24 protein-coding genes are annotated in these 25,314 nt (G+C 40.5%); 3 read left to right on the top strand and 21 right to left on the bottom strand.

Features of this window, described 5'->3' with window-relative positions; genetic code table 11:
- Positions 1-71: 71 nt before the first annotated feature.
- Positions 72-407 carry a ribonuclease E inhibitor RraB gene (locus H5183_RS13350; protein WP_182731907.1) on the top strand — a complete coding sequence of 112 codons (336 nt, stop codon included), beginning with the start codon at positions 72-74 and terminating at the stop codon, positions 405-407.
- A gap of 21 nt (positions 408-428) precedes the next feature.
- Here the strand turns inward: H5183_RS13350 and H5183_RS13345 are convergent, their stop codons facing one another.
- The 10 genes from H5183_RS13345 to H5183_RS13300 all read right to left on the bottom strand — a co-directional run bounded on the left by H5183_RS13345 (position 429) and on the right by H5183_RS13300 (position 12,688).
- Positions 429-2,186, bottom strand: coding sequence for a DEAD/DEAH box helicase (locus H5183_RS13345; protein ID WP_182731906.1), 1,758 nt, complete (start codon positions 2,184-2,186; stop codon positions 429-431).
- Between the two features lie 84 nt (positions 2,187-2,270).
- Positions 2,271-2,573, bottom strand: a complete 303-nt coding sequence (locus H5183_RS13340; RefSeq protein WP_145241611.1) for an H-NS family nucleoid-associated regulatory protein — start codon at positions 2,571-2,573, stop codon at positions 2,271-2,273.
- 307 nt (positions 2,574-2,880) lie between these two features.
- On the bottom strand, positions 2,881-3,651 hold the full coding sequence (locus H5183_RS13335; RefSeq protein ID WP_145241609.1) for a hypothetical protein: 771 nt from the start codon (positions 3,649-3,651) through the stop codon (positions 2,881-2,883).
- Between the two features lie 264 nt (positions 3,652-3,915).
- On the bottom strand, positions 3,916-4,470 hold the full coding sequence (locus H5183_RS13330) for a DUF1439 domain-containing protein (protein WP_182731905.1): 555 nt from the start codon (positions 4,468-4,470) through the stop codon (positions 3,916-3,918).
- Between the two features lie 95 nt (positions 4,471-4,565).
- Positions 4,566-7,250, bottom strand: a complete 2,685-nt coding sequence (locus H5183_RS13325; RefSeq protein ID WP_182731904.1) for a DUF349 domain-containing protein — start codon at positions 7,248-7,250, stop codon at positions 4,566-4,568.
- Positions 7,240-7,521: a YeaC family protein gene (locus H5183_RS13320; RefSeq protein WP_182731903.1), complete on the bottom strand. Its 282-nt coding sequence runs from the start codon at positions 7,519-7,521 to the stop codon at positions 7,240-7,242. The genes H5183_RS13325 and H5183_RS13320 overlap by 11 nt, the downstream gene beginning before the upstream one ends.
- A gap of 1 nt (position 7,522) precedes the next feature.
- A complete protein-coding gene (locus tag H5183_RS13315) occupies positions 7,523-7,849 on the bottom strand; it encodes a hypothetical protein (protein WP_145241601.1) in 327 nt (108 codons plus the stop codon).
- A 181-nt stretch (positions 7,850-8,030) separates the two neighbouring features.
- Positions 8,031-9,536: a sodium:alanine symporter family protein gene (locus tag H5183_RS13310; RefSeq protein WP_145241599.1), complete on the bottom strand. Its 1,506-nt coding sequence runs from the start codon at positions 9,534-9,536 to the stop codon at positions 8,031-8,033.
- Between the two features lie 370 nt (positions 9,537-9,906).
- A complete protein-coding gene (locus tag H5183_RS13305; RefSeq protein WP_182731902.1) occupies positions 9,907-11,037 on the bottom strand; it encodes a carboxypeptidase family protein in 1,131 nt (376 codons plus the stop codon).
- 208 nt (positions 11,038-11,245) lie between these two features.
- A complete protein-coding gene (locus H5183_RS13300) occupies positions 11,246-12,688 on the bottom strand; it encodes a glyceraldehyde-3-phosphate dehydrogenase (protein WP_145241596.1) in 1,443 nt (480 codons plus the stop codon).
- Positions 12,689-12,864: 176 nt separating this feature from the next.
- On the opposite strand from H5183_RS13300, the gene H5183_RS13295 reads away from it, so the two are divergent.
- Entirely contained in the window at positions 12,865-13,665 is an 801-nt protein-coding gene (locus H5183_RS13295; protein WP_145241594.1) for a DUF2989 domain-containing protein, read from the top strand.
- Between the two features lie 58 nt (positions 13,666-13,723).
- Here H5183_RS13295 and ihfA read toward each other — a convergent pair whose 3' ends face one another.
- From ihfA to H5183_RS13270, 5 genes are all read right to left on the bottom strand, one after another.
- Positions 13,724-14,017 (bottom strand): integration host factor subunit alpha, encoded by a 294-nt coding sequence (gene ihfA / locus H5183_RS13290; RefSeq protein ID WP_016707763.1) that lies wholly within the window; start codon positions 14,015-14,017, stop codon positions 13,724-13,726.
- A gap of 2 nt (positions 14,018-14,019) precedes the next feature.
- Positions 14,020-16,407 (bottom strand): phenylalanine--tRNA ligase subunit beta, encoded by a 2,388-nt coding sequence (gene pheT, locus H5183_RS13285; RefSeq protein WP_182731901.1) that lies wholly within the window; start codon positions 16,405-16,407, stop codon positions 14,020-14,022.
- 15 nt (positions 16,408-16,422) lie between these two features.
- Positions 16,423-17,403, bottom strand: coding sequence for a phenylalanine--tRNA ligase subunit alpha (gene pheS / locus H5183_RS13280; protein ID WP_182731900.1), 981 nt, complete (start codon positions 17,401-17,403; stop codon positions 16,423-16,425).
- 151 nt (positions 17,404-17,554) lie between these two features.
- The gene (hda, locus tag H5183_RS13275) at positions 17,555-18,265 is read right to left on the bottom strand and encodes a DnaA inactivator Hda (protein WP_182731917.1); all 711 of its coding nucleotides are present in this window, start codon (positions 18,263-18,265) and stop codon (positions 17,555-17,557) included.
- Positions 18,265-19,320 carry a DUF2066 domain-containing protein gene (locus H5183_RS13270; RefSeq protein ID WP_182731899.1) on the bottom strand — a complete coding sequence of 352 codons (1,056 nt, stop codon included), beginning with the start codon at positions 19,318-19,320 and terminating at the stop codon, positions 18,265-18,267. Before H5183_RS13270 ends, hda begins: the two co-directional genes overlap by 1 nt.
- A 294-nt stretch (positions 19,321-19,614) precedes the next feature.
- Here H5183_RS13270 and H5183_RS13265 point away from each other — a divergent pair, with 294 nt between their 5' ends.
- Positions 19,615-20,232 carry a LysE family translocator gene (locus tag H5183_RS13265; protein ID WP_145241588.1) on the top strand — a complete coding sequence of 206 codons (618 nt, stop codon included), beginning with the start codon at positions 19,615-19,617 and terminating at the stop codon, positions 20,230-20,232.
- A gap of 84 nt (positions 20,233-20,316) precedes the next feature.
- On the opposite strand, the gene recR is transcribed toward H5183_RS13265, so the two are convergent.
- From recR to H5183_RS13240, 6 genes are all read right to left on the bottom strand, one after another.
- A complete protein-coding gene (gene recR, locus H5183_RS13260) occupies positions 20,317-20,925 on the bottom strand; it encodes a recombination mediator RecR (RefSeq protein WP_145241586.1) in 609 nt (202 codons plus the stop codon).
- Between the two features lie 8 nt (positions 20,926-20,933).
- Positions 20,934-21,260, bottom strand: coding sequence for a YbaB/EbfC family nucleoid-associated protein (locus H5183_RS13255; RefSeq protein ID WP_145241584.1), 327 nt, complete (start codon positions 21,258-21,260; stop codon positions 20,934-20,936).
- A gap of 55 nt (positions 21,261-21,315) precedes the next feature.
- On the bottom strand, positions 21,316-23,682 hold the full coding sequence (dnaX, locus tag H5183_RS13250; protein ID WP_182731898.1) for a DNA polymerase III subunit gamma/tau: 2,367 nt from the start codon (positions 23,680-23,682) through the stop codon (positions 21,316-21,318).
- 3 nt (positions 23,683-23,685) lie between these two features.
- Complete coding sequence (gene apt / locus H5183_RS13245; RefSeq protein WP_145241580.1) at positions 23,686-24,231, bottom strand: adenine phosphoribosyltransferase; 546 nt, start codon at positions 24,229-24,231, stop codon at positions 23,686-23,688.
- 137 nt (positions 24,232-24,368) lie between these two features.
- A complete protein-coding gene (locus tag H5183_RS21830; protein ID WP_257325665.1) occupies positions 24,369-24,491 on the bottom strand; it encodes a hypothetical protein in 123 nt (40 codons plus the stop codon).
- A 73-nt stretch (positions 24,492-24,564) separates the two neighbouring features.
- Positions 24,565-25,314 (bottom strand): DUF2063 domain-containing protein, encoded by a 750-nt coding sequence (locus tag H5183_RS13240; RefSeq protein WP_182731897.1) that lies wholly within the window; start codon positions 25,312-25,314, stop codon positions 24,565-24,567.

The following is a 25,314-nucleotide window of genomic DNA, read 5'->3' as shown; positions in this document are numbered from 1 at the left end:
AGTACGCTTATGTGCTTTATTTTGGTTACAATAGTCGATACTAATTTGAAATAATTTTATTGAGTTTTTAAATGCACTTTCCTGATGATGACAATGGCCAACTTTTAGCTGAAATCGCCGCTGCGGGTATAGATTTGGCGCAGATGCACAAAATTGATTTCTATATTTTATTTGAGCAAAAAGTAGATGCCGAAAAGTTTGCCACCGCGATAGCCGAAGATGAACTCTCCCCTGCCACCGAATTAGTGCAATGCACAGACACGGGTATTTGGGAAGTGGTAACTCAGGTCGAGATGGTGCCAGATCACACTTTACTTGGCCAAACAGAGCAATATTTAGAAAGTATTGCAAATGGCTATAACGGTTATGGTGATGGCTGGGGATTAATGGATGGCGACGACGCCTAAGTCTAAAATCAGTTAAGCTTATTAATTGCTTAGCTGATTTGCCTTTCTAAAGTTACCTTGATAATCAAATAGTTTATCGGCAACCTTCCAGCCATATTTTTTACTCTTTCTAGCAATAACAAAATCCGGTGCAACAAGCTGCATCTGTCTAGCAATAACTTGTCCAGCTGACTTATATTCTGTGGGTGTTTGACTATTAGCAGTACGCTGAGCAAATTGTTTATTAAACGCATAACGGGCGCCGGACTTTGAGAAATCATAAATTTCATCGCAACTAGCACCATCTTCATCATAATAAGTAACTTTAATAATATGTTCGTTATTTGCAAGGCTAACAACACTTAAACCACTGCAACGTAATACCAATGCATCTTTTAAATTTAATGCAGCACGTAGTTTATCATCAGGATCAGCCATTACCTCATGGCAAGACTGGCACTGACGTGCGGCAATATCATTTTGCGCACCACACGCTTCACATTCTTTAAAGCGAAAACGGTAATCACATTGCTCTTTTGAGCCATCATCATCTTCGAGTAAACCTTGGCAGCGACGGCCAAAATGCTCAATCACTTTACCTTGTGTATCGGTTTTTCCCCAAAATATATTGGCAAAACCACAACCAGGGCAAAGTACTTGTACAGGCTCGTTATCACTATCGCCTTTTTTACTTCCTACTTCGGGGTAAAATAAGTCAAAGCCATTACCTGCATAATCAATTACCAAACACTCGGTTTTCCCTTCGCTTAAACGCAGGCCTCGACCAACAATTTGTTGGTATAAACTAACCGACTCTGTCGGGCGTAAAATAGCAATAAAATCAACATGAGGCGCATCAAACCCGGTGGTGAGCACAGATACATTGACTAAATACTTTAGTCGACGCTGCTTAAATTCCATAATAATACGGTCACGTTCAGCGTTAGGAGTATCCCCGGTGATCAAAGCCGTTTGTTGTTCAGGCAAATAACCATAGACTTCTTTTGCATGCAGTACGGTCGCAGCAAAAATCATGATCCCTTGGCGTTGCTCGCTGTACTGAATAACTTGCTGCATAATAGCTTTGGTAGCTCTGCTATGCTTTTCTAGTAACTGGTTCATATCATCGGCTGTATAGCGTCCGAATGAATCACTTTGTAAAGAAGAAAAATCATAATGACTGATCGCCGCATCCACTTCCTTTGGTGCAGTCAAATAATGATGCTTGATCATATAACGCAGTGGTAGTTCAAAAATACATTCTCGAAATGGACTCGCTTTATCGCCTCGAACAAAACCATGATAATGACGATAATAAACCCAGCCCATTCCCATACGATAAGGCGTAGCGGTAAGTCCAAGTACTTTTAACTGCGGATTATATGCTTTTAGCGCAACGATCACTTTTTGGTACTGGCTATCTTGCTCACCACTGACACGGTGACATTCATCTATGATCACTAACGAATAATGTTCGTTAAGTTGCTCAATATTGCGTGACAGCGATTGGATACTGGCAAACGTTACTTGATGTAGCAATGACTTTTGTTTTAAACCCGCAGAAAAAATACTCGCCTGAAGACCAAAGCTTTTATATTTTTCAGCATTTTGCTCAACAAGCTCTTTGACATGGGCAAGTACTAAAATTTTCTTTCTGGCAATTCGCGCTAACTCAGCGATCACCAAGCTTTTACCTGCACCCGTAGGTAATACAATTAAAGCAGGATCTGAAGTTTTACGAAAATGAGCGACTGTGCGATCAACCGCTTCTTGTTGATAGGGTCGTAGTACATACGTCATAGTAGCAACTTCGAAGGGGTCAAAAAAATAATGGAGTAATAAACTATTTTGTAAATAAAGAGGGGGTATACACCCCCTACAGTATTAAGCTAAGTGGTCGGTAAGTTCAACACCTTGGAATGCTTTAGGGCGTTTACCACGGCCAGTCCATTCAACAATTTCACCCTCAAACTCAATACGGTATTTAGGCATTACTTTTGTGCGTTTATCGTTGGCACCGTCTTGAAGATCATCAAGAGTAAGACCTTTTTCTTTCAACAGATCAAGTACTTCCTGTTTAGCTTGCTGCTGCTGCGTATATTTTGCAATCGCATCACCAAGTAATGCCTGTGCTTTTTCTAAGTCTGATAGACTCGCTGATTTAATAAAAGCTTTAACTTCTTTCATTTTTTACTCACTAAGTTGTAAAGTTATAAATTAGATATGATTCAACTAAATTATAAGCCTATTCTTTAAAATAGGCCAAGCTGATTAATCAGTTTTTAAGGATTTTATTTAAACGAGGATTAATCAATAAGATTAGTATAGTCATTTATTAAGGTTAAGTAGTTTATTATTCACTTTATCAGCGCTGAAAAATATACTTAACATGCTTAATTAACCTAAAGAGTATGCAATCCTTTTATTTAAAAAAGAACGTTCAGTTTAATATTTTCGCAATTACATAAAATCATTTGATCACTTTATAATACAACTACATCGACGTTATTAGCGTTTCAAATCGCCATTTTAAACCAATATCATTAATATTTTTTTCAATACCAATGAAATAGGATTGATTTTCGTCAGCCCAAGATAAACTAGTGTACACATTATCGCTATTATCTTTAAGTACATAAAGGATCCCTGGATTGCTATTTACATAATAATTCACCGCGTCCGCATCGATATATACACCACTGCTTTGACTAAAACTAAACATTTTTATAATCACAGTACCAAACGTATCATTTTTGACAACCTGAGTTAACTGATCCCAGCCGCTACCGGCAATAAAATTTCCACCGACCATTCTACTAAAGGTAATAAACTCTTGCTGTAACAAGATACTGTCTAAGCTAACTGTATCGCCTGCAAATTGCTGCGACAAATTAGTTTGGTCTGCGATTGATTGCGCCGCCATAATTTCAGGTTTTAAACTACGCAGAAATAGTTCATGGCCATTTTTGTGCTCTGCAATCACTTTTTCAATATCTTTGATCTGAGATGTGTCCACTAACGCAAAACCATTGCTTTTAGTCTCTAAAGCAAGCCGTAAATAGCCTGTATCTTGGGCTGTATTAATTTTATCATTTTCGTGCAGTTCAATTGGCGTTTCTTTAAAAGAAAACACCTGAGCGCCCTGCTGTTGTGTTGAAGGTTCTACAAGAAAAGGATTAGAATTTAAATCGGGCTCATTAGCAAAAGCTACAACCGAGAATACAGCTATTAGAGTTGCATTGAAGATCACGTTACATTTTTTCATAATAGGCTCTTTATCCATAAAGAAGGCAATTAATGGTGATTAACTAACAATCAGTATAGTCGATTAAATACACAACTTGTACCTATATTATAAAATTATTATTTTGATTTATATCTCGATGACTGGTTATAAACAGCAGCCCTTACAGCGTGTGCCTCCTCTTGTAAATTAAGCCGCAGTAATAGTGCTAATATTTAATAATAACCTTATAGATACAAAAAAGCCCTGTACGTGCAGGGCTTCAACCATCTGAATAATATTAGTTTAAATGCTAGGTACTAATTTAATTGCGCCCTGCTCTACTTTCATATCTAAAGGTAATTTACTTAATAGCGCAACCTTAGGGTCATTCATATTTAGTTTATAAACTGGGTTTACAGCTAAAAATCCGTTAATAACTTTCATTGCTTCATCATCAAGTACCGCTAGGTTTCCCTTAAAACCGCCTGCGTCGATAGTTGAATCAAGCAATTTTACATTCCGTAAAAATACCGCCTTTTTCTCACTATCATAAAATGGCGCACCTTCTATTTGCAGCTTTAAACGCACTGGGTATTTAAGTGCGAAAGCATTTATAACAGCACTAGAATCTGCACCTAATAAGATTACGTCACGATTATCAGGGCCGACATTCACGCTCAAATCATTCACATTAAACTGTACAGGTAATCCCATCAAGCTGACTTTTTCACTAAGTTTTGGTAATTGCTGGTTAAGTGCTGTTTCAATTTCACTGCTAGTAAATGAATAAACCGATACGCCGTTCGTGGTGTTACAAGCAGAGAGTAATAAGCAACTAATTAATAAAATATACTTCATTGTTTTTCCTTTACTATAATATTATCGTCAAAACCAAATAAAAATAAAAGCCGCACAACGGCGGCTTTTATTTAATCTACAGCGCCCTAGATTATTTAAATGCTAAATACCGCTTTTAAACGTCCTAGTGTGTCAGCATCAACTGAACCTTGACCCAGAGCCAATAACTGTTTTAAGTAATAATGTAGATCAGCTTGTTCACCGCGATGCTTATCGTCAAGCATTGCAACCTGCTCAGCCATACGCGGTGCTCCCTCAGGACTGGCAACATTAGCTAGAATTTCCATTCTTAGCATCAGTTGTGTAATGGTTAAATGCGTATCAGCACCCCCTTGCCATTGTGCAGGGATTGCTTGCTGGTTTTCAAGCGCACTAAATAAAGCGCTAAAATCAGCCTGTGCTGCTTGCTCTGTCAGCACGGCTAATTTACCATCAATGTTAGCTAATAGCTTTTGCATGCGGTTATTTAGTTCTTTGCTCCCTTCAAGCGCAATTAGCTTAGTGCGTAAATCAAGTAATTGTGCTTTTTGATTAACCGCTGGTAATGCGTCTTCAAGTTCACTCAGTTGTGCTGCGATAACTGCGTTGTCGGCGGCTTGTTGCTGCTTATGCTGAGCAAACTCTTCACTGCGTTTAGCAAATGTCACATCGTTGCATTGACGGAATTTTTGCCATAATGCATTTTCAGCTTTTACACCCGCAAAGCCTATTCCCTGCCACTGCTGTTGCAGCTCTTTGAGCTGCTGACAAGCATCAGCTAAGTCTTCACTTACTGATAATTGCTGTGCTTGTTCAACTAGTGCATTTTTTGCTGCCGCGTTGCTTTTATGAAACGCATTCAACGCATTGAATACTTGCTGTTGCTGCGCTTTATATTGTGTTTGCAAAGCACGGTATACTTTTGGCTCTACATTACCAGCATTACGCCATACTTTATTGATACGATTGTATTGGCTTTCAAACTCTTTCCAATCAAACTCATCACTCGTCGTATCAGTATCAGCCAATGATTTCATCTGAGTGATAATCGCTTCGCGTTCAAGTTTCGTCGTTTCGCGCTGTTGTTCTAGTTGCGCAAAATGTTCACGACATGGTACAAATAATAGCTCTATCTTGTCATCAAACTCTTTACCTTGCGCCTGCTCTTGCTCGGTATCTAAACGCCCAAGCTCATTCCAACGACGACGTAATGTTTTCACTTCGTTTGCACGCGCCTTGGGATCTGTGCAAGGTTGATTGAGCAAACTGGTAATTTCAGTTAGTAGCTCTTCACGCTTAGGGGCAGACGCATACTTTTGCCAATCACGAGCATTTTCTAACTGCTGCTCAAGATCTGCTTTGACTTTTTCAAGACTTTGCTGACTAACTGGAGTTAACGTTTCATACAGCTCAATAAAGCCTTTAAACACACCAAATGCAACATTAAAACGGCCTTGTTCAATAAGGCGCTGAACATCGCGTCCTTTGCGAGTAGCTTGTTGCTGATTTTTCGTTAATTTATCACTAATAGGTGCAACAGCTTTATCCCAGCGTTGTTGTTGCTCATTTAATTGTGCTTTAAAAGGCCCTTGTAAAGGCTTAGGTAACTGAGCTAGAGATGCATTCGCCGCTTTATACGTCTGCTTAAATTGGCGATTAGCCTCATCATAATTTGCTTGGTCAATATCGTCAGTGTTGATACTGCTCAATTCTTTTAATGAAGTTTTAAAAACCCTGATCGCTTCACTAAGCTCTGGTAATTTAGCTACTTGCTTAAACAAACTTGTTAATCTGCCAGTCACTTGGTTTTTTTGCCCGCCGTCTTGCAGTTCGCTTTGTGTCAGTGTTTCCTGTGCTTGTGCAACTTTAGCTTCCAACCAATCTTGTTGTATTTGCTCTGGTGTTTCTAAGCCAACTTGTAGCGCATTTTCAATTTCATCACTTAACGCTTCTAAATTTGCCAACGCCAATAATTGTCGTTGCTGCTGAGCTAACCGTTGTTGTTGTTGCTCATGCACAGCTTGTAATTGACTAACTAACTCATTTAATTTTTCGGTTAGTACGATGTATTTATTTGCAACCGTCTCGCGTTGTTCTGGATTTAACCAGGTTAGATCAAGTGCCTGCCATTGCTGAGTAAGTTCGCCATATTGTTGAGTAACAAGCGCATAGTCTTGCTTTTCACGTAATGCATTAAGTTTTGCCAAGATAACACGAGTATCATTTTGTACTTTTAATGGTATTTCAATTGCTAAACGCTCATTTTCTATATGCGTCTCAAGGGCTACTTTTGCCTCATCATGTGCATGCTTAACTAAGTTTTTCACTAATTGATGGGTGATCACTTGCTCAACAAGGTTTACTTGTAGTTCGCTTGAACCTTCTTTAAACGCCTTTTCAACTAACTTAGGATTAGCCAAGCGTTTTAATAGCTTCACTCTTACTTGTAGTTCTTTTTCTGCAAATGCAAGTTTTTCAAGTGTTTTTACTGGAGCAAAACGCTCTATGTATTCGTTTTTAATTTGGCTAGATAAGTTACTTTCATCACTCAGTACGGCATTTGATATATGCTGTTCTGCTAATTCTTTTAAACTTTGATCTTGTTTATACGCCTGCCACCACAACACTAAATCATTGACTTTATTAAGCGCTTTTTTACGGATCTCTGCTGAACTATCTTCCAGAGCTAATGCATTTAAAATCGTCGCATCACGCTCTACATCTAGCTTTTCAATTGCCTCTAAACGTACTTGTTGCTTTGGGTGCTTCCACTTCGGGGTAAAAAGGTGTTTAAAGATCATTTTCACTAAACCTTGCTATTTCGTTGTCTGCGGTAAATTCTTTTTGCAATTGTGCTTTGGTTTTTTGCACCATTTCACCATTAGAACCTATGGTGAATTGCTCATTTGTTTGCGCTACTTTTGCTTGGTAAAGCATAACTAATTGCACTGTCTGCTGCTTTTGCTCGTCACTGAGTACCGTGCCATCAGGCCACTTACCTGTTGCTGCACCATACTGAAGGCGTTCGAATAATTCTGGGGTAATTGTTTTTACGAGATTATCGATGTTCATGTCATTTTTTCTTTTTTAAAGTCACTAAAATAACGCGGTTTATTAAATACCAAATACAACCGATTGCAATGGCTGCGGTGCATGCGTACCACGATGGAGTTTCAGGTTCTGGATGTAAAAAGTATAAACTAAAGAAACCACCTAAAAATATCAGTAGAGCAAAAAAAGAATGATTCATAAACATTTGTTGTTTTTGAATGCGTTTTTCGCGCGCTAGCTGTTGACGTTGTTCATCATCAAGCTGCGCTACATTATTCTCACAGTGAGGGCACTGTTGGTGTTTATCGGATATTGACTTATTACAACTAGGACAACGAACAATTGCCATATCTTTCTCCATACTTCGCATAAAAATCTACGCATAAAAAAGGCGCCTTGCGGCGCCCTTTATTGTACGTGTTTTATTTGTCGTTGTCTTTTTTCAATTGCAGCCAATAGCTGAGATCCGAAAAACAACGAGTATCTAATTTTTACAATAACCAAAACATGTCTGATTACGCCACTCAATCCTATAACTGAGAGTCTTTTGATTGTTTTGCGAGACGCTTTTCCCAAAAAGTAGCGTTTTTGATCCCTAACTTAACAGGGTCAAATGTGATATCCCCACCTTTTTTCTTCTGATCTTCGTAATCGCGCAAACATAATAGCGCAGGTCTAGCCACAAAGAATATTGATAAAATGCCCAATATATTTATCCAAGCCATTAAACCCACACCAATGTCACCAATACTCCAGATATAACCAGAGCTGTTTACCATGCCATATGACACCATAAACATAATCACAAATTTCACCATCACAAGCGGAATAGTGCCTTTAAAATAACGATTTAAATATGCAATATTGGTTTCAGCAATATAGTAATAAGCAAGTATTGTAGTAAAAGCGAAGAAGAACAATGCAATACCAACAAATGCTTCACCAAAACCACCAAACACGCTGAATAAAGCCATTTGCGTGAAAGCAGCTGAACCAACTTCAGTTGCAGCATCAACGTTTTGTACAATAAATTGCCCTGCTGGTAATTCACCCACTACATTGTATTGCTGTGTAATTAAAATCATTAATGCTGTCGCAGTACAAACAAAAATAGTATCAACATAAACAGAAAAAGCTTGCACTAAACCTTGTTGGGCTGGGTGATCAACTTCGGCCGCTGCAGCTGCATGCGGTCCGGTACCTTGACCAGCTTCGTTAGAATAAATACCACGTTTTACACCCCAACCAATAGCGGCACCAAAACCGGCCTGTGCGGTAAACGCATCTGTTATGATTAAAGAGAAGATATCAGGTACTTTATCGATATTTAAAAATACCACGATTAAAGCTAATACTATGTAGCCTAACGCCATAAATGGCACCACAATTTGAGTAAAGTTAGCAATACGCTTAATACCACCGAAGATAATAAACGCTAAAACAATAAGAATAATTGCCAAAGCAACCAATTTAAAGCTACCGACTTCACCAAAACTCGTTGAGACCATAGTGCCATCACCAAACACTTGGGTAAACGCGTTGCCAACAGCATTGGCTTGCACGCCCGGCAGAAAAACACCACATGCAATAATTGCCGACACGGCAAATAAAATCGCCAGCCATTTTTGTTCTAAACAGCGATCAAAATAATATGCTGGGCCGCCGCGATATTGGCCATCTTCTTCTGTTTTATAAATTTGCCCTAATGTTGATTCGGCGTACGCTGTACTTGCCCCTAAAAAAGCCACAACCCACATCCAAAAAATAGCACCTGGGCCACCAAAACCAATAGCTGCCGCTACACCGGCTATATTACCAACCCCTACTCGTCCAGATAACGACACAGCCAATGCTTGAAAAGATGAGATCCCTTTATCTGAGGTGTTAGGGCTAAATAGTAATTTGCACATTTCTTTAAAATGTCTAACTTGAGCAAATCGGGTTAATACAGAATAGAACAAGCCTGCGCCTAGGCATAAATAGATGAGTGCGTTACTCCAAACAACATCATTAACAGCGCTTACAAAAGCTTCCATGGATATCCTCTATAGTTATATTTATTATTTTCTAGTTACGATACTCTGCTGTAGCTAATCAGAATGCGCGACATATGGCTATGGGAAATAAGGTAACAACATTACTACCTCCCCTGCAACTTTTTGAATATTAACTTAAACGTTCTAAGTTTGTTAACACTTAATTTTCAAAATAACTACTTTTAAAATTTAATTAACCCTACATGGTTTTATGTAGGTAACTTAAAGATACGGCTCGAACAGAGCTTGGAAAAGATTTAAGTAACACATTAAGCAAATATCATCGCTTTATTAGCGTCGCTAATGCCATTCATCGCGATAAAAAAAACTAAGGGCATCGATATGAATGATGCCCTTAGTAACAAACACGTTATCTTAATTTATCTACTACGTTAACAATCGCAGCCAAGGTGTCTTGGCCAAATTGATATGAACGGCGATCTGACCAGCCATAATCAGGATCTGGTAAACCATCGTTATCTTTAAATGGCATTTCAACCGTGTAAGCAAGCGCTTTAAATTCTTCTGCAACAGCTGATGACCCCACCGTTAGATTGGCTTGACCTGGCTCATCTTTCGGGTAACCGTGGATATCTTGAAACTCAGGAGTCACTATGTGCAATGCCGCTTTAAAACTGTCTTCTAAGTCTTTTAAGCGCGCATCATAGCTTGGGATACCTTCACTACCGGCTACAAAGTTATATGGAATCGCTTCATCTCCGTGAATATCAAGGTGCATATCAACACCGGTCTCACGCATTTTATTTAGCACTAAATATACTTCAGGGCTATTTTCCATGCTTGGAGTTTGCCATTCACGATTTAAGTTAACTCCTTTTGCGTTAGTACGTAAATGCCCACGAGCACTACCATCAGGATTCATATTGGGTACAATATAAAATACCGCTTTTGATAACAATGCTGCTGCATGTGGATCTTCATCATCTAATAACTTATGTAATACACCTTCAACAAACCATTCGGCCATCGTTTCGCCTGGATGTTGACGGGCTGTTATCCAAATTGTTTTCTTATTTTCATCACTTTCGCCACCAATACGCAGTACGCTCATATCACGGCCATCAAGTGTTTCACCTAAGGTTTCAAGCTGACAGGCTTCTTGGCTTTGTGCCCATGTGATTAGATCTAAGTGACGCTCGTAGCTATATGGCGCAAAGTAAGCAAAATAAACACAGCCACATTCTGGCTCAATCTCAAATGATAACGTGCCATCAGCATAGTTTGAAGGAACACGAAACCAGGTTTGGCGATCATACGATGCAACAGCCTGATAACCTTCCCAGCCGTCAGGGTAAGCTGAATTTTCAAGGTTATTGATATGTAATTTATGGCTTTGAAAAGGTGTTGTTTCTAAACGGAAATGGAACCACTGAAAAAAATCAGATAAATGATCTTTATTGATCTCAAGCTGAATATTAAGTGGATCGGTCGCGGCAATGACCTTGATATTGCCACTGTCAAAATTACTGGTGATTTTCATTTTATTAAACCTATATATGAAAAATTAATCGCTAACTTATCGCTTGTTAGTTAGAAATTAAATAACGCCCACTATAATGGGCGCATTGTTATTAAAATGTAGCAAACTGGAGACAGCCTACCACATGGCTTGGGTTTTGAAAAAACATTCATGACTAAAAAAGCCAGCGAATGCTGGCTTTTTGTAAAGATTTTTAAGCTATTACCAATTAACGTGGCAAGCTTGGGAATGAAACCTCGGCCATATCGCGCATACAACGCACAACTTGGCAGCTGTAACCAAACTCATTATCATACCAAACATAAAGTACAATACGGTTGTCATCAACGATAGTGGCGGTTGAATCAACCACACCCGCATAACGACTGCCGACTAAATCGGTAGACACAATCTCAGTAGAGGCCGTGTAATCAATTTGGTCGCGTAACTCTGAATGCAGAGCAGCATGGCGTAAGAACGAGTTTAACTCCTCAACCGTGGTGCTGGTCGCAAGGTTTAAGTTCAAAATAGCCAGAGACACATTCGGTGTAGGTACACGGATTGCGTTACCCGTTAATTTGCCTTCAAGTTCTGGTAATGCTTTTGAAACGGCTTTAGCTGCGCCAGTCTCAGTGATCACCATATTAAGTGCTGCGGCACGGCCACGACGATCTGCTTTGTGGTAGTTATCAATCAAATTTTGGTCATTAGTGTACGAGTGAACTGTTTCAACGTGACCATTGTTAATACCAAACTTATCATTAAGTGCTTTTAATGTTGGTGTGATTGCGTTGGTAGTACAGCTTGCTGCACAAACAATTTTATCTTCCGGTTTGATATCGTGGTTATTAACACCATATACGATGTTTTTGATATTGCCTTTCGCCGGTGCTGTTAATAGTACTTTTGCAGCGCCTTTTGATTTTAAATGTAAGCCAAGGCCAGCTTCATCTTTCCAGATCCCCGTATTATCAACGATCAATGCGTTTTCAATACCATATGCTGTGTAGTCAATTTCATCTGGAGAGTTAGCATAGATCACCTGAATGTAGCTACCATTGGCTTTTATTGCATTACGTTCTTTATCAATGGTGATTGAACCATTAAAAGGACCATGAATTGAATCACGACGTAATAGGCTAGCACGCTTTTCAAGGTCGCCGTCTTTACCACCACGAACAACGATTGCACGTAAGCGTAAATCCGCATAAGGACCTGATTTTTCAATTAACAAACGCGCTAGTAAACGACCGATACGACCAAAACCATATAACACCACATCGCGTGGCTCTTTGGCTTGTGAGTTTACAATTTCAGCTAACTCGTCGTTTAAATACTCTTCGATAGAACGACCATTTGCAACATCGTTAAATAAATAACCATAAGCCAGTTTACCAATATCGATACGTGCAGAGTTTAAATCCATTTTGCTAATAGCTTCTAAAAACGGAAAGCTTTCACGTAAACGAAGTTTAGTGCCTTCAAACTGCGCCACTGTTTTGTGAGATTTGATGATATCAATTGTACTGGCATTGACGAGAGGACGGCCATATACCGCGATTTCAATACCACGATTACGATAAAGCTTTCCAATGATAGGTTGCATGCTTTCTGCGTAATCTTGGCGTTCTTGCCAACTATTTGTGTATTCTAACTCGTGAGATGAGGTCATTTTATTTACCTAATTAAACAATTTTTGAACGGATAGCCATAAGACGTATTGAGTTTTGAGAGCAACACGCCTCAGTGGGCTTCGCTATTCTAATTTAAACTAACTTTATTCTCCACTGTTAGAGAGCAATTCATTACGCTAGAATAACAAGGTAATTATTAAGGTGAGGTTAAGGGATGTTACTAAGAGCAAGTGTTTTACTGAGTTTGTTGGCATTAACTGGGTGTGAAGAACCGTTGACACTTGCACAGGTGTGTAAAGAAACCCCAGGTTTATGTAATGATTTAAATAAAGATAGTCACTGTAAAGCCCAACGTGCTGATGTGATCATGGCGCGTTACCATGAATACAAACAACCGACTGATAATAACAAATATTTATTATTAAAAGGTTTTGAAAAATACGATCAATGCGTATCGCTGGCGGCAAAAATTGAACATATCAAATTAAAAGAAAAAACCACCTCCCGCGTTGAAGCACATTTAACCAGTATCAAGGAAATGACGCGGTTATTTCAAGATACCAAAAATACTAACCACCCTGGGTTGTTGTATTATCATTGGTCTCGCAATAATGACCAATCAGCCCTGACTAAATTACTTGCGCTTGAAAACGATCCTAGTGTCACTGAGGACGCTGAAATCCAGTTTTTCTTAGCCAGTTATTATATTAAGTTTGATGAAGATAAGACCATAGACTTACTGTATAAAACGTTAGAGCTAAACAAAGCTGAACAAACTCCAAACCCCGAGATTTACACCTCATTGATCAGTTTATTTTATAAACAGGAAAAATATAAGCATGCCTATACTTTTGCAAAAATTGCACAGCTTTCTGGGATAACCAATGTTGAAATATTCCCGATTGAGCAGCAACTCACAGCAACAGGAAAAAGTCTCAGCGGATTAGATACCCTCGCACAGCAAACCTACGACAGTATTCAAGCTGGGCAGTTTGTTTCACCACGGGATTTTTAATCGTGTTCAAACTTAGTTTATAGAAAAGAAAAAGGCAGCTGACGCTGCCTTTTTTAATTTATTTGCTCGTACCAACTTCAACACGAGTTTTGAGCTTTTGACCTGGTCGAAAGGTGACGACGCGTCGTGCCGAAATAGGGATATCTTCCCCAGTTTTCGGATTACGGCCAGGCCTTTCTTTCTTGTCACGAAGATCAAAGTTACCAAATCCAGAGAGCTTAACCTGCTCGCCTTTTTCAAGCGCTGAGCGGATTTCTTCAAAAAACGCTTCAACTAAATCTTTGGCATCCTTTTTATTGATCCCCAATTTTTCAAATAGGTGTTCAGCTATGTCGGCTTTAGTAAGCGCCATATCTAGTCCCTCAACGATGCATTAAACTGTTCGGCCAGTGCGGCCACCACGTTATCAACTACTAGATTGATATCTTTCTCTTCGAGTGTTCTATCAACCGCTTGCAGTGTTAGAGCAATCGCCAAACTCTTATAATTTGGCTCAATACCTTTGCCCTTATACACATCGAATAAGTTTAGGTCAACCAATTGATTTCCGCCAACTTTTTCTATCACTGATAAAATGTCGCCAGATTTCACCTGATCTTCCACTAAAATAGCGATGTCGCGGCGGTTTGAAGGGAACTTCGAAACCCCTACAGCCTCTGGTAAATTTCTTTTTTCAATGGCTGACATTTCAATTTCAAACACATAAGTCGCATTATTGATATCTAACGATTTTTGTACTTGAGGATGAATAGCACCAAAGAAACCGACCTTTTTACCTTCAACATAAATCACCGCAGATTGGCCCGGATGTAAGCCATCTGATTGCTCTGCTTTGATTTCAAAACGCGTTATATCATTGGTTAATGAAAGTAATGCTTCAACGTCACCTTTTAAATCATAAAAATCAACGGTGCGCTTTTCTTCAACCCAATGTTCACCATGTGCCAGACCAGTAATAGCCCCACCAATAACTGCAACTTGGTTTACGCCATTCTCTGCGTTTTCATCACGTAGAAATTTAAGGCCATGCTCAAATAAACGAATACGTGGCTGCTGGCGGTTTTGATTATACATTACTGATGCCAGTAAACCTGGCATAAGGCTCACACGCATTGCCGACATTTCAATCGAAATTGGATGTGGCAAAACCAGCGCGTCACTGTCTGGGTGTAAAATAGCTTGTGCTTTAGGGTCAACAAAGCTGTATGTGATCGCTTCTTGATAACCACGAGTCACTAGCGTATTGCGAAATTTGCTCACTGCAATATTGGCTTCGTTATGAGTGGTCATTTTTAATTTAGCAGTCGGTGCTACGTTTGGAATACTGTTGTAACCATATACGCGAGCAACTTCTTCAATTAGATCTTCTTCGATACGAATATCAAAACGGTAGCTTGGTACATCTGCACTCCACACACCATCGACAATTTTCACATCAAGCCCTAAACGGGTTAAAATGTCGGTTACTTTCGCATCTTCAATATGATGACCAATAACACGGTCTAAACGCGCACGACGAAGACGCACTTCAGTGACCTTAGGAAGCTTATCTTTTGCAACAGCTTCAACTACAGGGCCTGCTTGACCGCCTACAATCTCAAGTAACAACGCAGTTGCACGTTCTATTGCATCATGTTGCAGCGCAAAATCCACACCGCGTTCATAACGATGCGATGCATCTGTGTGTAAACCATAGCTACGAGCTTGCCCTGCGATAGCAACTGGATTAAAAAACGCACTTTCTAATAGAATATCCGTTGTTTGCTCGGTAACGCCTGATTGCTCACCGCCAAAGATACCGGCAATCGCCAGCGCTTTGTTATGGTCGGCTATTACTAAGGTAGATTCATTCAACTTAGCAGTATTACCATCTAGTAATACCAGCTCTTCACCAGCATGGGCGCTACGTACTTTGATACCGCCTTCAATCGCATTTAAATCAAAAGCATGCATTGGATGGCCAAGTTCAAGTAACACATAGTTAGTTACATCAACCACAGGGTCAATTGCGCGCACGCCACTACGACGAAGCTTCTCAACCATCCAAAGTGGTGTTGTGGCGTCAAGGTTGATGCCTTTGATCACACGCCCTAAATAACGAGGGCAGGCTTCATCGTTTACTAGTTCAATTGATACTTTATCATCAATAGTTGCTGCAACCGCTGGTATTTCTAGGGCTTTAACATCAATACTGTTAAGTACGCCCACTTCACGAGCGATGCCTTTAATACCTAAACAGTCACCACGATTCGGGGTTAAATCAACATCAATAATGTTGTCATCAAGGCTTAAGTATTCACGTAAGTCTGTGCCAACAGGTGCATCAAGTGGCAACTCCATGATACCGTCGCCTTCTTCGCTAATACCCAACTCCACGAATGCACACAGCATGCCGTGAGACGGTTGACCACGTAGTTTGGCTTTTTTAATTTTAAAATCGCCCGGTAATACAGCGCCAACCATAGCTACTGCAACTTTGATACCTAAACGGCAATTTGGCGCACCACATACAATATCTAATAGCTCATCGCCACCGACATTGATTTTAGTTACACGTAGTTTATCTGCATCAGGATGCTGACCACATTCAACTACTTCACCGACAACAACGCCAGAGAATTCTGCCGCAGCGGGCTCTACGCCATCTACCTCAAGGCCGGCCATCGATAACTGTTCCGAAAGAGCCTGCGTGTCAATTGCAGGATTAACCCACTCTCTTAACCACTTTTCACTAAATTTCATGTTATTTCTTCACTCTTAACGGAACTGATTAAGGAATTTCAAATCGTTTTCGAAAAACGCACGTAAGTCATTTACCCCATAACGCAGCATGGTTAAACGCTCTACACCCATACCAAAGGCAAAACCAGTGTATTTTTCTGGATCAATTCCCACTGATTTAAGCACGTTAGGGTGCACCATTCCGCAACCTAATACTTCTAACCATTTTCCGTCTTTACCCATCACATCAACTTCCGCTGAAGGCTCTGTAAATGGGAAAAATGAAGGACGGAAACGAATTTCCATATCTTCTTCAAAAAAGTTACGCAAGAAATCGTGCAAAATACCTTTAAGCTCAGTAAAGCTTACATCAGTATCAACCATCAACCCTTCAACCTGATGGAACATCGGCGTATGTGTTTGGTCGTAATCGTTGCGGTATACACGCCCTGGAGAAATAATACGCAGCGGCGGTTGCTCAGCTTCCATGGTTCGAATTTGCACACCACTGGTTTGCGTACGCAACACCAGTTTTGGATTAAAGTAAAAAGTATCGTGATCAGCACGCGCTGGGTGATGCTCAGGAATATTTAGCGCGTCGAAGTTATGAAAATCATCTTCTACTTCTGGGCCAGATTTAACCGCAAAACCTAATTCGCCAAAAAAGCTCTCAATCCGCTCAATGGTACGCGTCACTGGGTGTAAACCACCTGTTGGCATAACACGACCGGGTAATGTTACATCAATTGTTTCAGCGGCTAATTTCTCTTCAAGGGCTTTGGTTGCTAATAATTCGCGCTTGTCGTTAATCGCAACTTGTACATCTTGCTTAGCTTGGTTAATTACTTGGCCTGCTTCTTTGCGTTCTTCAGGGGCAATTTTACCAAGGGTTTTTAATAGATTCGTGATTTCGCCTTTTTTACCAAGGTAATTAACCCTGATATCTTCAAGCTGCGCGATTTCACTGGCACTGGCGACCGCCTCAAGTGCTTGCGCTAATATATTTTCTAAGTTCATTCGATACCTGATCTGTCACAGAAGGTGATTTAAGTAATAGCTAATGATAACTGAAAGCAATGGCTAGATTCCAGACCTTATACCAATCTTATTGAATTCTTTCCCATTCTGGTTAAGCAAAATGGGAAGTTAGACGATTTTGTAGAGAAAACTAGAGTTTTAGAGTGGATTTTATGAAAGGAATTGTCAATTTACGTTGTGCAGCCATCGAGGCATGGTCAAGTTTATCAAGCACATCAAGTAACGCTCGCATATCACGACTCAAACGCGTTAATAAAAAGCGCGCACATTCATCACTAAGCTCTAAACCGCGCATATTGGCGCGCTTTACTAAGGCTTCGGCTTTATCATCATCACTCATAGAACGGATTTGAAATGTCGTACCCCATTTTAATCGTGACTCAAGATCCGGCAAGTTAATGTTAAGCATGTCTGGTAACAGATCCGCTGTCACTACCAAGCATTTACCCGGTTCGTTAAAACGGTTAAAAAAATTAAACAACGCTTTTTCCCACGCATCGTTACCAGCTACTAAGTGCACATCATCAATACACAACACATCAAGCGCGTCTAAGCCATCGAGCACCATAGGGCCAAAATCAATCACTTCGCGCATTGATAGCAGCATAGTCGATAGGCCATGCTCTTGAGCATGAATACAGGTTGCATACAGTAAATGTGATTTACCCGAATCTCCTAAGCCACATAAATATGTATATTGAAAAGTGGTTGCTAAACTTTTAAAAGCATTTTTTAAATGACTCACTTCCAGTGAATTTTCACCACCAAAATAAGATGCAAAGGTTTCATCATCCGGCAACGTTACCGGTAATGCCATTTGCACCGGCTCAATTGTCTGCATTACAAACCAACCCATTGATATTCTAAATCGTCTTGCGCTATTACGGGATAAAACGCACGAGGATCAACAAATGGTTGAAAAGCACGGTCGAGCTCTAAGGCTTTTTGTAAATCATGCATACTACCAGTGTGATTGATCGCAAAACTAACTACATCAGCAGTACGAGAACGAATTGTCACTTGGGTAACTACGCTTAAGCTCTGAAGCTGACGTTTAGCCAACTCAATATCGACAAAGTTAGTGGTGCCTTTTAATTTAAATACCGCTTGGGCAAGCTGCGTTGTAGAATTTGGATCAACCGCATATTCATTGGCCAAGCCAGCTGCTAAGCTGTCGATCATTAAGGCTATGGCTTGTTGTTTATCACCGCTTACTCTATTTGCTTCAAACAGCTCATCATTAGTAAAGCGCCAATCCAACAACCAAATCTCGCTGTCAGGTTGTTTGTATAAACGCGCGGTAATACTGCGTTCTGCACTATAACGGCTTGATGCCTGTTCGACTGGCGTGGAGAAATTACCCCACACCTCAGGTATTCCCACTAATGCACGGTCTTGTAAATCAAGCAACGGTACCACGACTGGCAAGCCACGTCGCGCTGCGGTGCTATAAATTAGTTGCTCTAGCTGCGGATAACTTTCTTGGGTAACAAGTTCACGACGCCAGTTATCTTCAATGGCAAGCCAAATAGCCACCAGCGGGCGACGCGTACCCCACAATGGTAAATTAAGCTCTTTGACGAGTGCATTAATTTTATTTGCTTCAAATTTAACCACGAGATTAAGTTGACCATTGGCTTTTTCGTCGTATTCAAATTTGAGCATGTAATCTGATATATCTTTACTACGTTGCTGAGCGATTGGATTTTGATCCGCATTCGGATCGCCACTAACCTTAACCAGTACATTGAGCAACGCCTCTCGGCTGGCGCTGAGTCGAGCATCGCGAGATTTGTCAGATACTTTTAATACGTCCTGATATAGATCAGTAACTTCAACAGCAGTCGCAGTAAAACTTAGGAAAATGATGATAATAGCAATAAATAATCTAGACACAGGGCATTAGTTCTTGGTTTTAAACTGTTTTGATCCTAATTCAAAGCACCCAACAAAGCAAAAATATATTTGTTAAAACCCACTTACAAATAAGTGCTTGTGATCAGTGCATAGAAGCTTCCTGCTACATGCTCCTCAAAGATCTAAATTAGCTTGCGTATTAGTAATCAGCTTATGCTTTATCGCCAGTGCTAACAATCTCTTAATTGTGCTTAACCATCCCAAATTGGTTTCTAACTCTTTCAAAAACAATTACCATTGCGCATTCTATTACAGCAACTAACGGATGCTTACATGCTCGACTTCGCAGTCCTGGGGGTATTTATACCCACCTTCTTTTTTGTCTCTATTACACCTGGGATGTGTATGACTTTAGCCATGACCTTAGGAATGAGTATTGGCGTGCGCAGAACTATGTGGATGATGATTGGCGAATTACTTGGCGTTGCTATTGTGGCTGTTGCAGCAGTCGCAGGGGTGGCAAGTATCATGCTCAACTACCCGACACTTTTTAGCGTATTAAAATGGCTCGGTGCAGGTTATTTAGTCTATATTGGGGTTGCAATGTGGCGAGCAAAAGCAACCATCAAATTAGGCGCAGACAGTAAATTAAAAGTATCTCGCCAAGCGCTATTCTCACAAGGGTTTATCACCGCGATTGCCAACCCTAAAGGCTGGGCGTTTATGATTTCCCTGCTACCGCCGTTTATAAATATTGACTACGCGATTGCGCCACAATTGAGTATGTTAGTCGCCATCATTATGCTCAGCGAGTTCACTTGCATGATGCTCTATGCCACTGGCGGTAAAAGTTTACGGCTGTTTTTAAACCAAGGTGACAATATCAAGTGGATGAACCGCATCGCTGGCAGTTTGATGGTTGGCGTTGGAGTATGGTTAGCGCTTAGCTGAGTCGCTTTATTTTAGAGCGACTATAAAAAAGCCTGCAAATGCAGGCTTTTCGCTTTCAAAGAATTTATTTACTTAACTGCAAAGCTAATTTTGACTAACCACTCGTCGGCCACTAAATGCATGCATTAATGTCATGCCATCGAGCAAATCAAGTTCGCCACCGACCGGAATACCATGGGCTATCCGCGATGCATCAACTTTATAACGGTGACAAAGCTGGGCAATATAATGCGCTGTAGTTTCCCCTTCAACTGTAGGGTTGGTCGCTAATATAACCTCGTTTATCCCACCTTGTTGCAACTTACTTTCAAGAATATCAAGGCCAATTTCATTTGGACCAATACCATCGATAGGTGATAAATGTCCCATCAATACAAAGTACAAACCTTTATACTGGCCAGTTTGTTCAATCGCCAACACATCGGTAGGTGATTCAACCACACATAAAATTCCGCTATCTTGACGTTTGGGGCTTAAACAGATTTCACACTGCGGCTGCTCTGCAAAAGTACGACACGATTGACAGTGTCCAATAGCAGTCATCGCTTTGGTAAGTGCATTACCAAGCTGAGTGCCCCCCTTACGGTCACGCTCAAGCAAATGGAACGCGATGCGCTGCGCTGACTTTGGGCCTATGCCCGGCTGACAGCGCAATGCTTCAATTAGCTGGTTTAAACTCTCTGAAAGCTGCATATTTTATCTTAAAATGGCATTTTCATACCTGGTGGTAATTGCATACCGCCAGTTACTTTACCCATGCGCTCTTGTGTTTCTTCTGCTACACGGCGAACTGCGTCATTACACGCAGCGGCAAGTAAGTCTTCAATAAGATCTTTTTCGTCTTCCATTAAACTTTCATCAAGTTCAACACGTCGAACATTATGGTTTCCAAGCATAGTTACTTTAACTAAACCAGCACCTGCTTCACCAACCACTTCTAAGCTAGCAATTTCGTCTTGGGCTTTTTGCATGCGCTCTTGCATTTGCTGCGCTTGCTTCATCATGTTACCCATTCCACCTTTAAACATAACTTTCTCTCTTTCTATTTCTAATTGCCATGAAGATAAGGGCTATTGCAGTGAATTACAATGCCTGAATACTGTTTTCATCGATAATTGCAGAAAATAGCTGCTGTAACTGTACGATATTTTCATCACCGTTGATCACATCAATTGCTTGCTGATGGCGCCCTGCATCAATCTTTTGCTGAATTAAGTAAGGCGAATCTATCACCCCAGGGGCAAAATTGATTGTCAGCTCAACATTATACCCGTAAATACTGGCCAGCGCCGCACTAAGCTTTTGTCTTAACATAGGGGTATCGAGATGTTTTTGCGATTCATCCACTTCTAAGTGCAGCTGTTGTTGTTGCTTTGAATAAATTGAATGCAAAGCAAATTGACGCATCCGCCCGCCAAGTCCCATCCGCTTAATTAAGTATGCCCACTCATCTTGTTGATGTGCAAAACGAATATCGCTGATCGGGCTTTGAAAATCATCCGGTATTTGAATATTTATTTCAGGATCAGGTGCAGCAACTACTTTTTGTGGATTAATTTGCTCTAGCAATTCCGGTGCTAAATTCTCAGTAATAGTCTGATGTTTTTCTTTAAAGTCAGGTTTCACACGCTTATTTGGGGCGATATTCGGCGTGTAACCATCAGTCTCAGGCTGACTACTTGCCCCCGTTATCTGGGGCTGTGACTTTTTTACCGCAGTACCGCGCTCAACCGCAGCTGGTTTATTCGTTGATGGCGCCACAGATGTTTTACCACCAGAGAGCGTACCTGCACCAGAAATATTTCTATCTCGTAAAATACGTGCAATTGCGGACTGCGCTTGTGCTTCTTTTTGGCTAATATCTGTGGTATCTGAATAGTCAGAGAATGAGCTGTTATTTTGTGCTGGAGCGGTTTGCTCTGCGCTATGTTGATGCTCAGGTAAAGATTGTTCTGGCGCATGCTCAAAGCCACTATGAAAGCCCTGCTCCAATGCGTTATTCATTACCTCATCATATTGGGATACTAATTGTTGCTCAAGCTCAGCATCTGAATCATGCTCATTACCATGCGCGGCTTCGTGCATAATTCCCGAATTTGTATGTGGTGCTGTGGTCACAGTTGGCTGCGTATCGACAGGTGCAATTTGCTCACTGGTTACAGAGTGTTCAGTTGTTGCAACGGCTTGTTCAGGCGCACTCACGGTCGTTTGTAGCGGTGCAGCTTGAGGCAATGATACTTGGTTATCAACAGGCTGTGGTGTTGCAGGCTTATTTTTATTGAGAATATCTCTCAATGCTGCTGAGCGAGACCGGTTGTTATCGGCCGCTGGAGCCTGCGCCGCAGTACTTGCAAGCATTTGGCTATCAACTGGTTGAAATGCCAGTAAGCGCAGCATAACCATTTCAAAACCTAAACGAGGCTCTGGCGCCCATTGTAAGTCTTTTTTGCCATTAAGCAGTAATTGATAATAAATTTGGATTTGTTGTGAATCGCAGCTCTTTGCTACTTCATTAATAAACTCGCGATTATATTCATCTAACTTGGCGGCATCGGGCACTAATTGGGTTAATTGTGCTAAATGTGTAAGGCCAATTAGATCATCTAACAAAGCAATATAATTTGGGTTTTGGGTGGCAACTTGCTCGATTTGCGCCATCAATGCATGGCCGTCTTGGGCTAATAATGCAACCAGCAAGTGCTGGCTATAATGGTTGTCCATCAACCCTAGCATTGCTTGCACCGCTTGATGCTTAATATCACCATTCGTTTGAGCAATCGCTTGATCAGTTAAACTCAATGCATCACGCATACTGCCATCAGCCGCTTTGGCGATAATTTGCAGGGCTTGAGTTTCAAAACTTAATTTTTCTTCGCCTAACACATATTCAAGTTGTTGGAGTATTTCAGGTTGCGATAACGCATTAAGATTAAACTGCAAACAACGCGATAAAATGGTGACAGGCAGTTTCTGTGGATCCGTCGTCGCTAATAAAAACTTAACGTGCTCAGGCGGCTCTTCCAAGGTTTTTAATAATGCATTGAAACTATGCTTTGAAAGCATGTGTACTTCATCGATCAGGTACACTTTGTAGCGACCGCGAGTTGGCGCGTACTGCACGTTATCCAATATCTCACGGGTATCTTCAACTTTAGTGCGCGATGCTGCATCTATTTCAAGTAAGTCAATATAACGACCAGTTTCGATATCTATACAGCTGCTACACTTGCCACACGGTTGCGCCGAAATGCCTTCATCACAATTTAAGCTTTTTGCAAAAATACGTGCGATGGTGGTTTTACCCACCCCGCGAGTCCCAGTGAACAAATAAGCGTGATGCAGTCTGTTTTGTGTTAAAGCATTAATAAGCGCTTGTTTCACATGGGACTGACCGACCAATTCATGAAAGGTCTGTGGACGCCATTTTCTCGCTAGGACTTGATAACTCATTAATTATTCGCCTTCGAATTCAACCAATTTTAGGATTTTAATCCCCATTTTTGCAATGCGTTGCTCGCCACCAAGTTCTGGTAAAGAGACTACAAATGCTGCATCTGTCGCATGACCACCCAGCTTATTGACTAATTTAGCGGTCGCTTCAATGGTACCGCCGGTTGCTAATAAGTCATCGACTAAAAGCACTTTGTCACCTGGGACAATGGCATCTATATGCAGCTCTAATACATCTTCACCATATTCTAGCTGGTAATCTTGAGAGATCACTGCACGTGGCAGTTTGCCCGGTTTACGCACTGGAATAAAAGGAATACCTAATGCATATGAAAGCGGCGCACCGAAGATAAAACCACGTGATTCAGTACCTATAATCTTGGTAAAACCTTGATCTTTATAAGCTGAAATAAATGCATTAATTGTTGCTTGAAATGCAGCGGGATTAGCCATTAGCGTAGTTACATCACGGAACATAATGCCTGCTTTAGGGTAATCTGCAATAGTAGTTATGCTATCTTTAATGATAGATGGAGTTACTTGAGTCATAATTTAAACTGTTTTATCTGTAATATTACAAAGCAGACAATTATAACATCACAAAAATGAGTTGTCGGTAAGAAGTTAAATAATTAAGTAATAAGACTGTATTATATACAGCCTTATTATAATTTAGCAGTGCTAAATTAAGAGACTGTGGTGATCCAGCCTAGGATTGCATTTAAACAGCCGATTCCTGCAAACACAGCTAAGAACGCAAGAAAATACATTGCATTAAACGGATCTTTAAAATCTTTATCTTCTGACATAGGTACTACCTTTTATTAAGCGCGACGAATTAAGGCGCACATAATAGACGATGTAAAATAATCAATAAAGACTTTAAGGGTGATTTTTTGTCACGATAACGCCACGTTCCGCCATTGCATGTAATGTTACTGTAGCACCTTGAACAAGCTGTTCTGTAGTAAATTGCGGCGCTTGTAAAGCAACTTGCTCCACCAACGAAGCTAATTTGATACTCGGTGTTGTGTCTATAATTGCCAGTAATAATGCGGTCATTGCATTGGTAGCAAGAAATTGTACTTCGTCATCGGTATCGCGATACACCACAAAATAATGAGGCTGTTCACTAGGCTGCTGTGGTTGAAAATCAACACTGATATGCTGTACAGCAAACTGATAACTTAAATTTCGCGCGCAACTACTCATATAAAGAGGCACATTACTCAGCGGTGCATTAATGATGCAATCAGTTGGATCCGCATGCGCAACCGAGACATCAAGCTCAATCCATTCATAATGAGCAAGTTCAAGCATAAAGGGGGGATCAATTTCTTGCAATTGGTAATCACTACTTAAATACGCAATAAACTCACTAGCAATATCCAAAAAATAAGGTGATTGACAATCGTGTTCAGCAAAAAATTGGCGAACTAATCTTAACCAATTGTTATCGCTGTAGAGTGTTTTCAGAACCGGAAATGCTGAGGAAATAAAGCCATTGATATTATTGAAAAATAAATCACGGTAGATCGCCATACGACGCTCTTCAATGTCATCGGGCTTTGGTTGTGTATCTGGCGCTCGAATATGCGCCATAAACGCTTGTTGGGTTTCAATAAAATTCAT

Origin of the sequence: Pseudoalteromonas sp. SR44-8, from assembly GCF_014163635.1 — a bacterium.
Taxonomy (GTDB): domain Bacteria; phylum Pseudomonadota; class Gammaproteobacteria; order Enterobacterales; family Alteromonadaceae; genus Pseudoalteromonas; species Pseudoalteromonas rhizosphaerae.
Note: the sequence above shows the minus strand (reverse complement) of the source record. Positions and strands in the feature narration are given on the sequence as shown.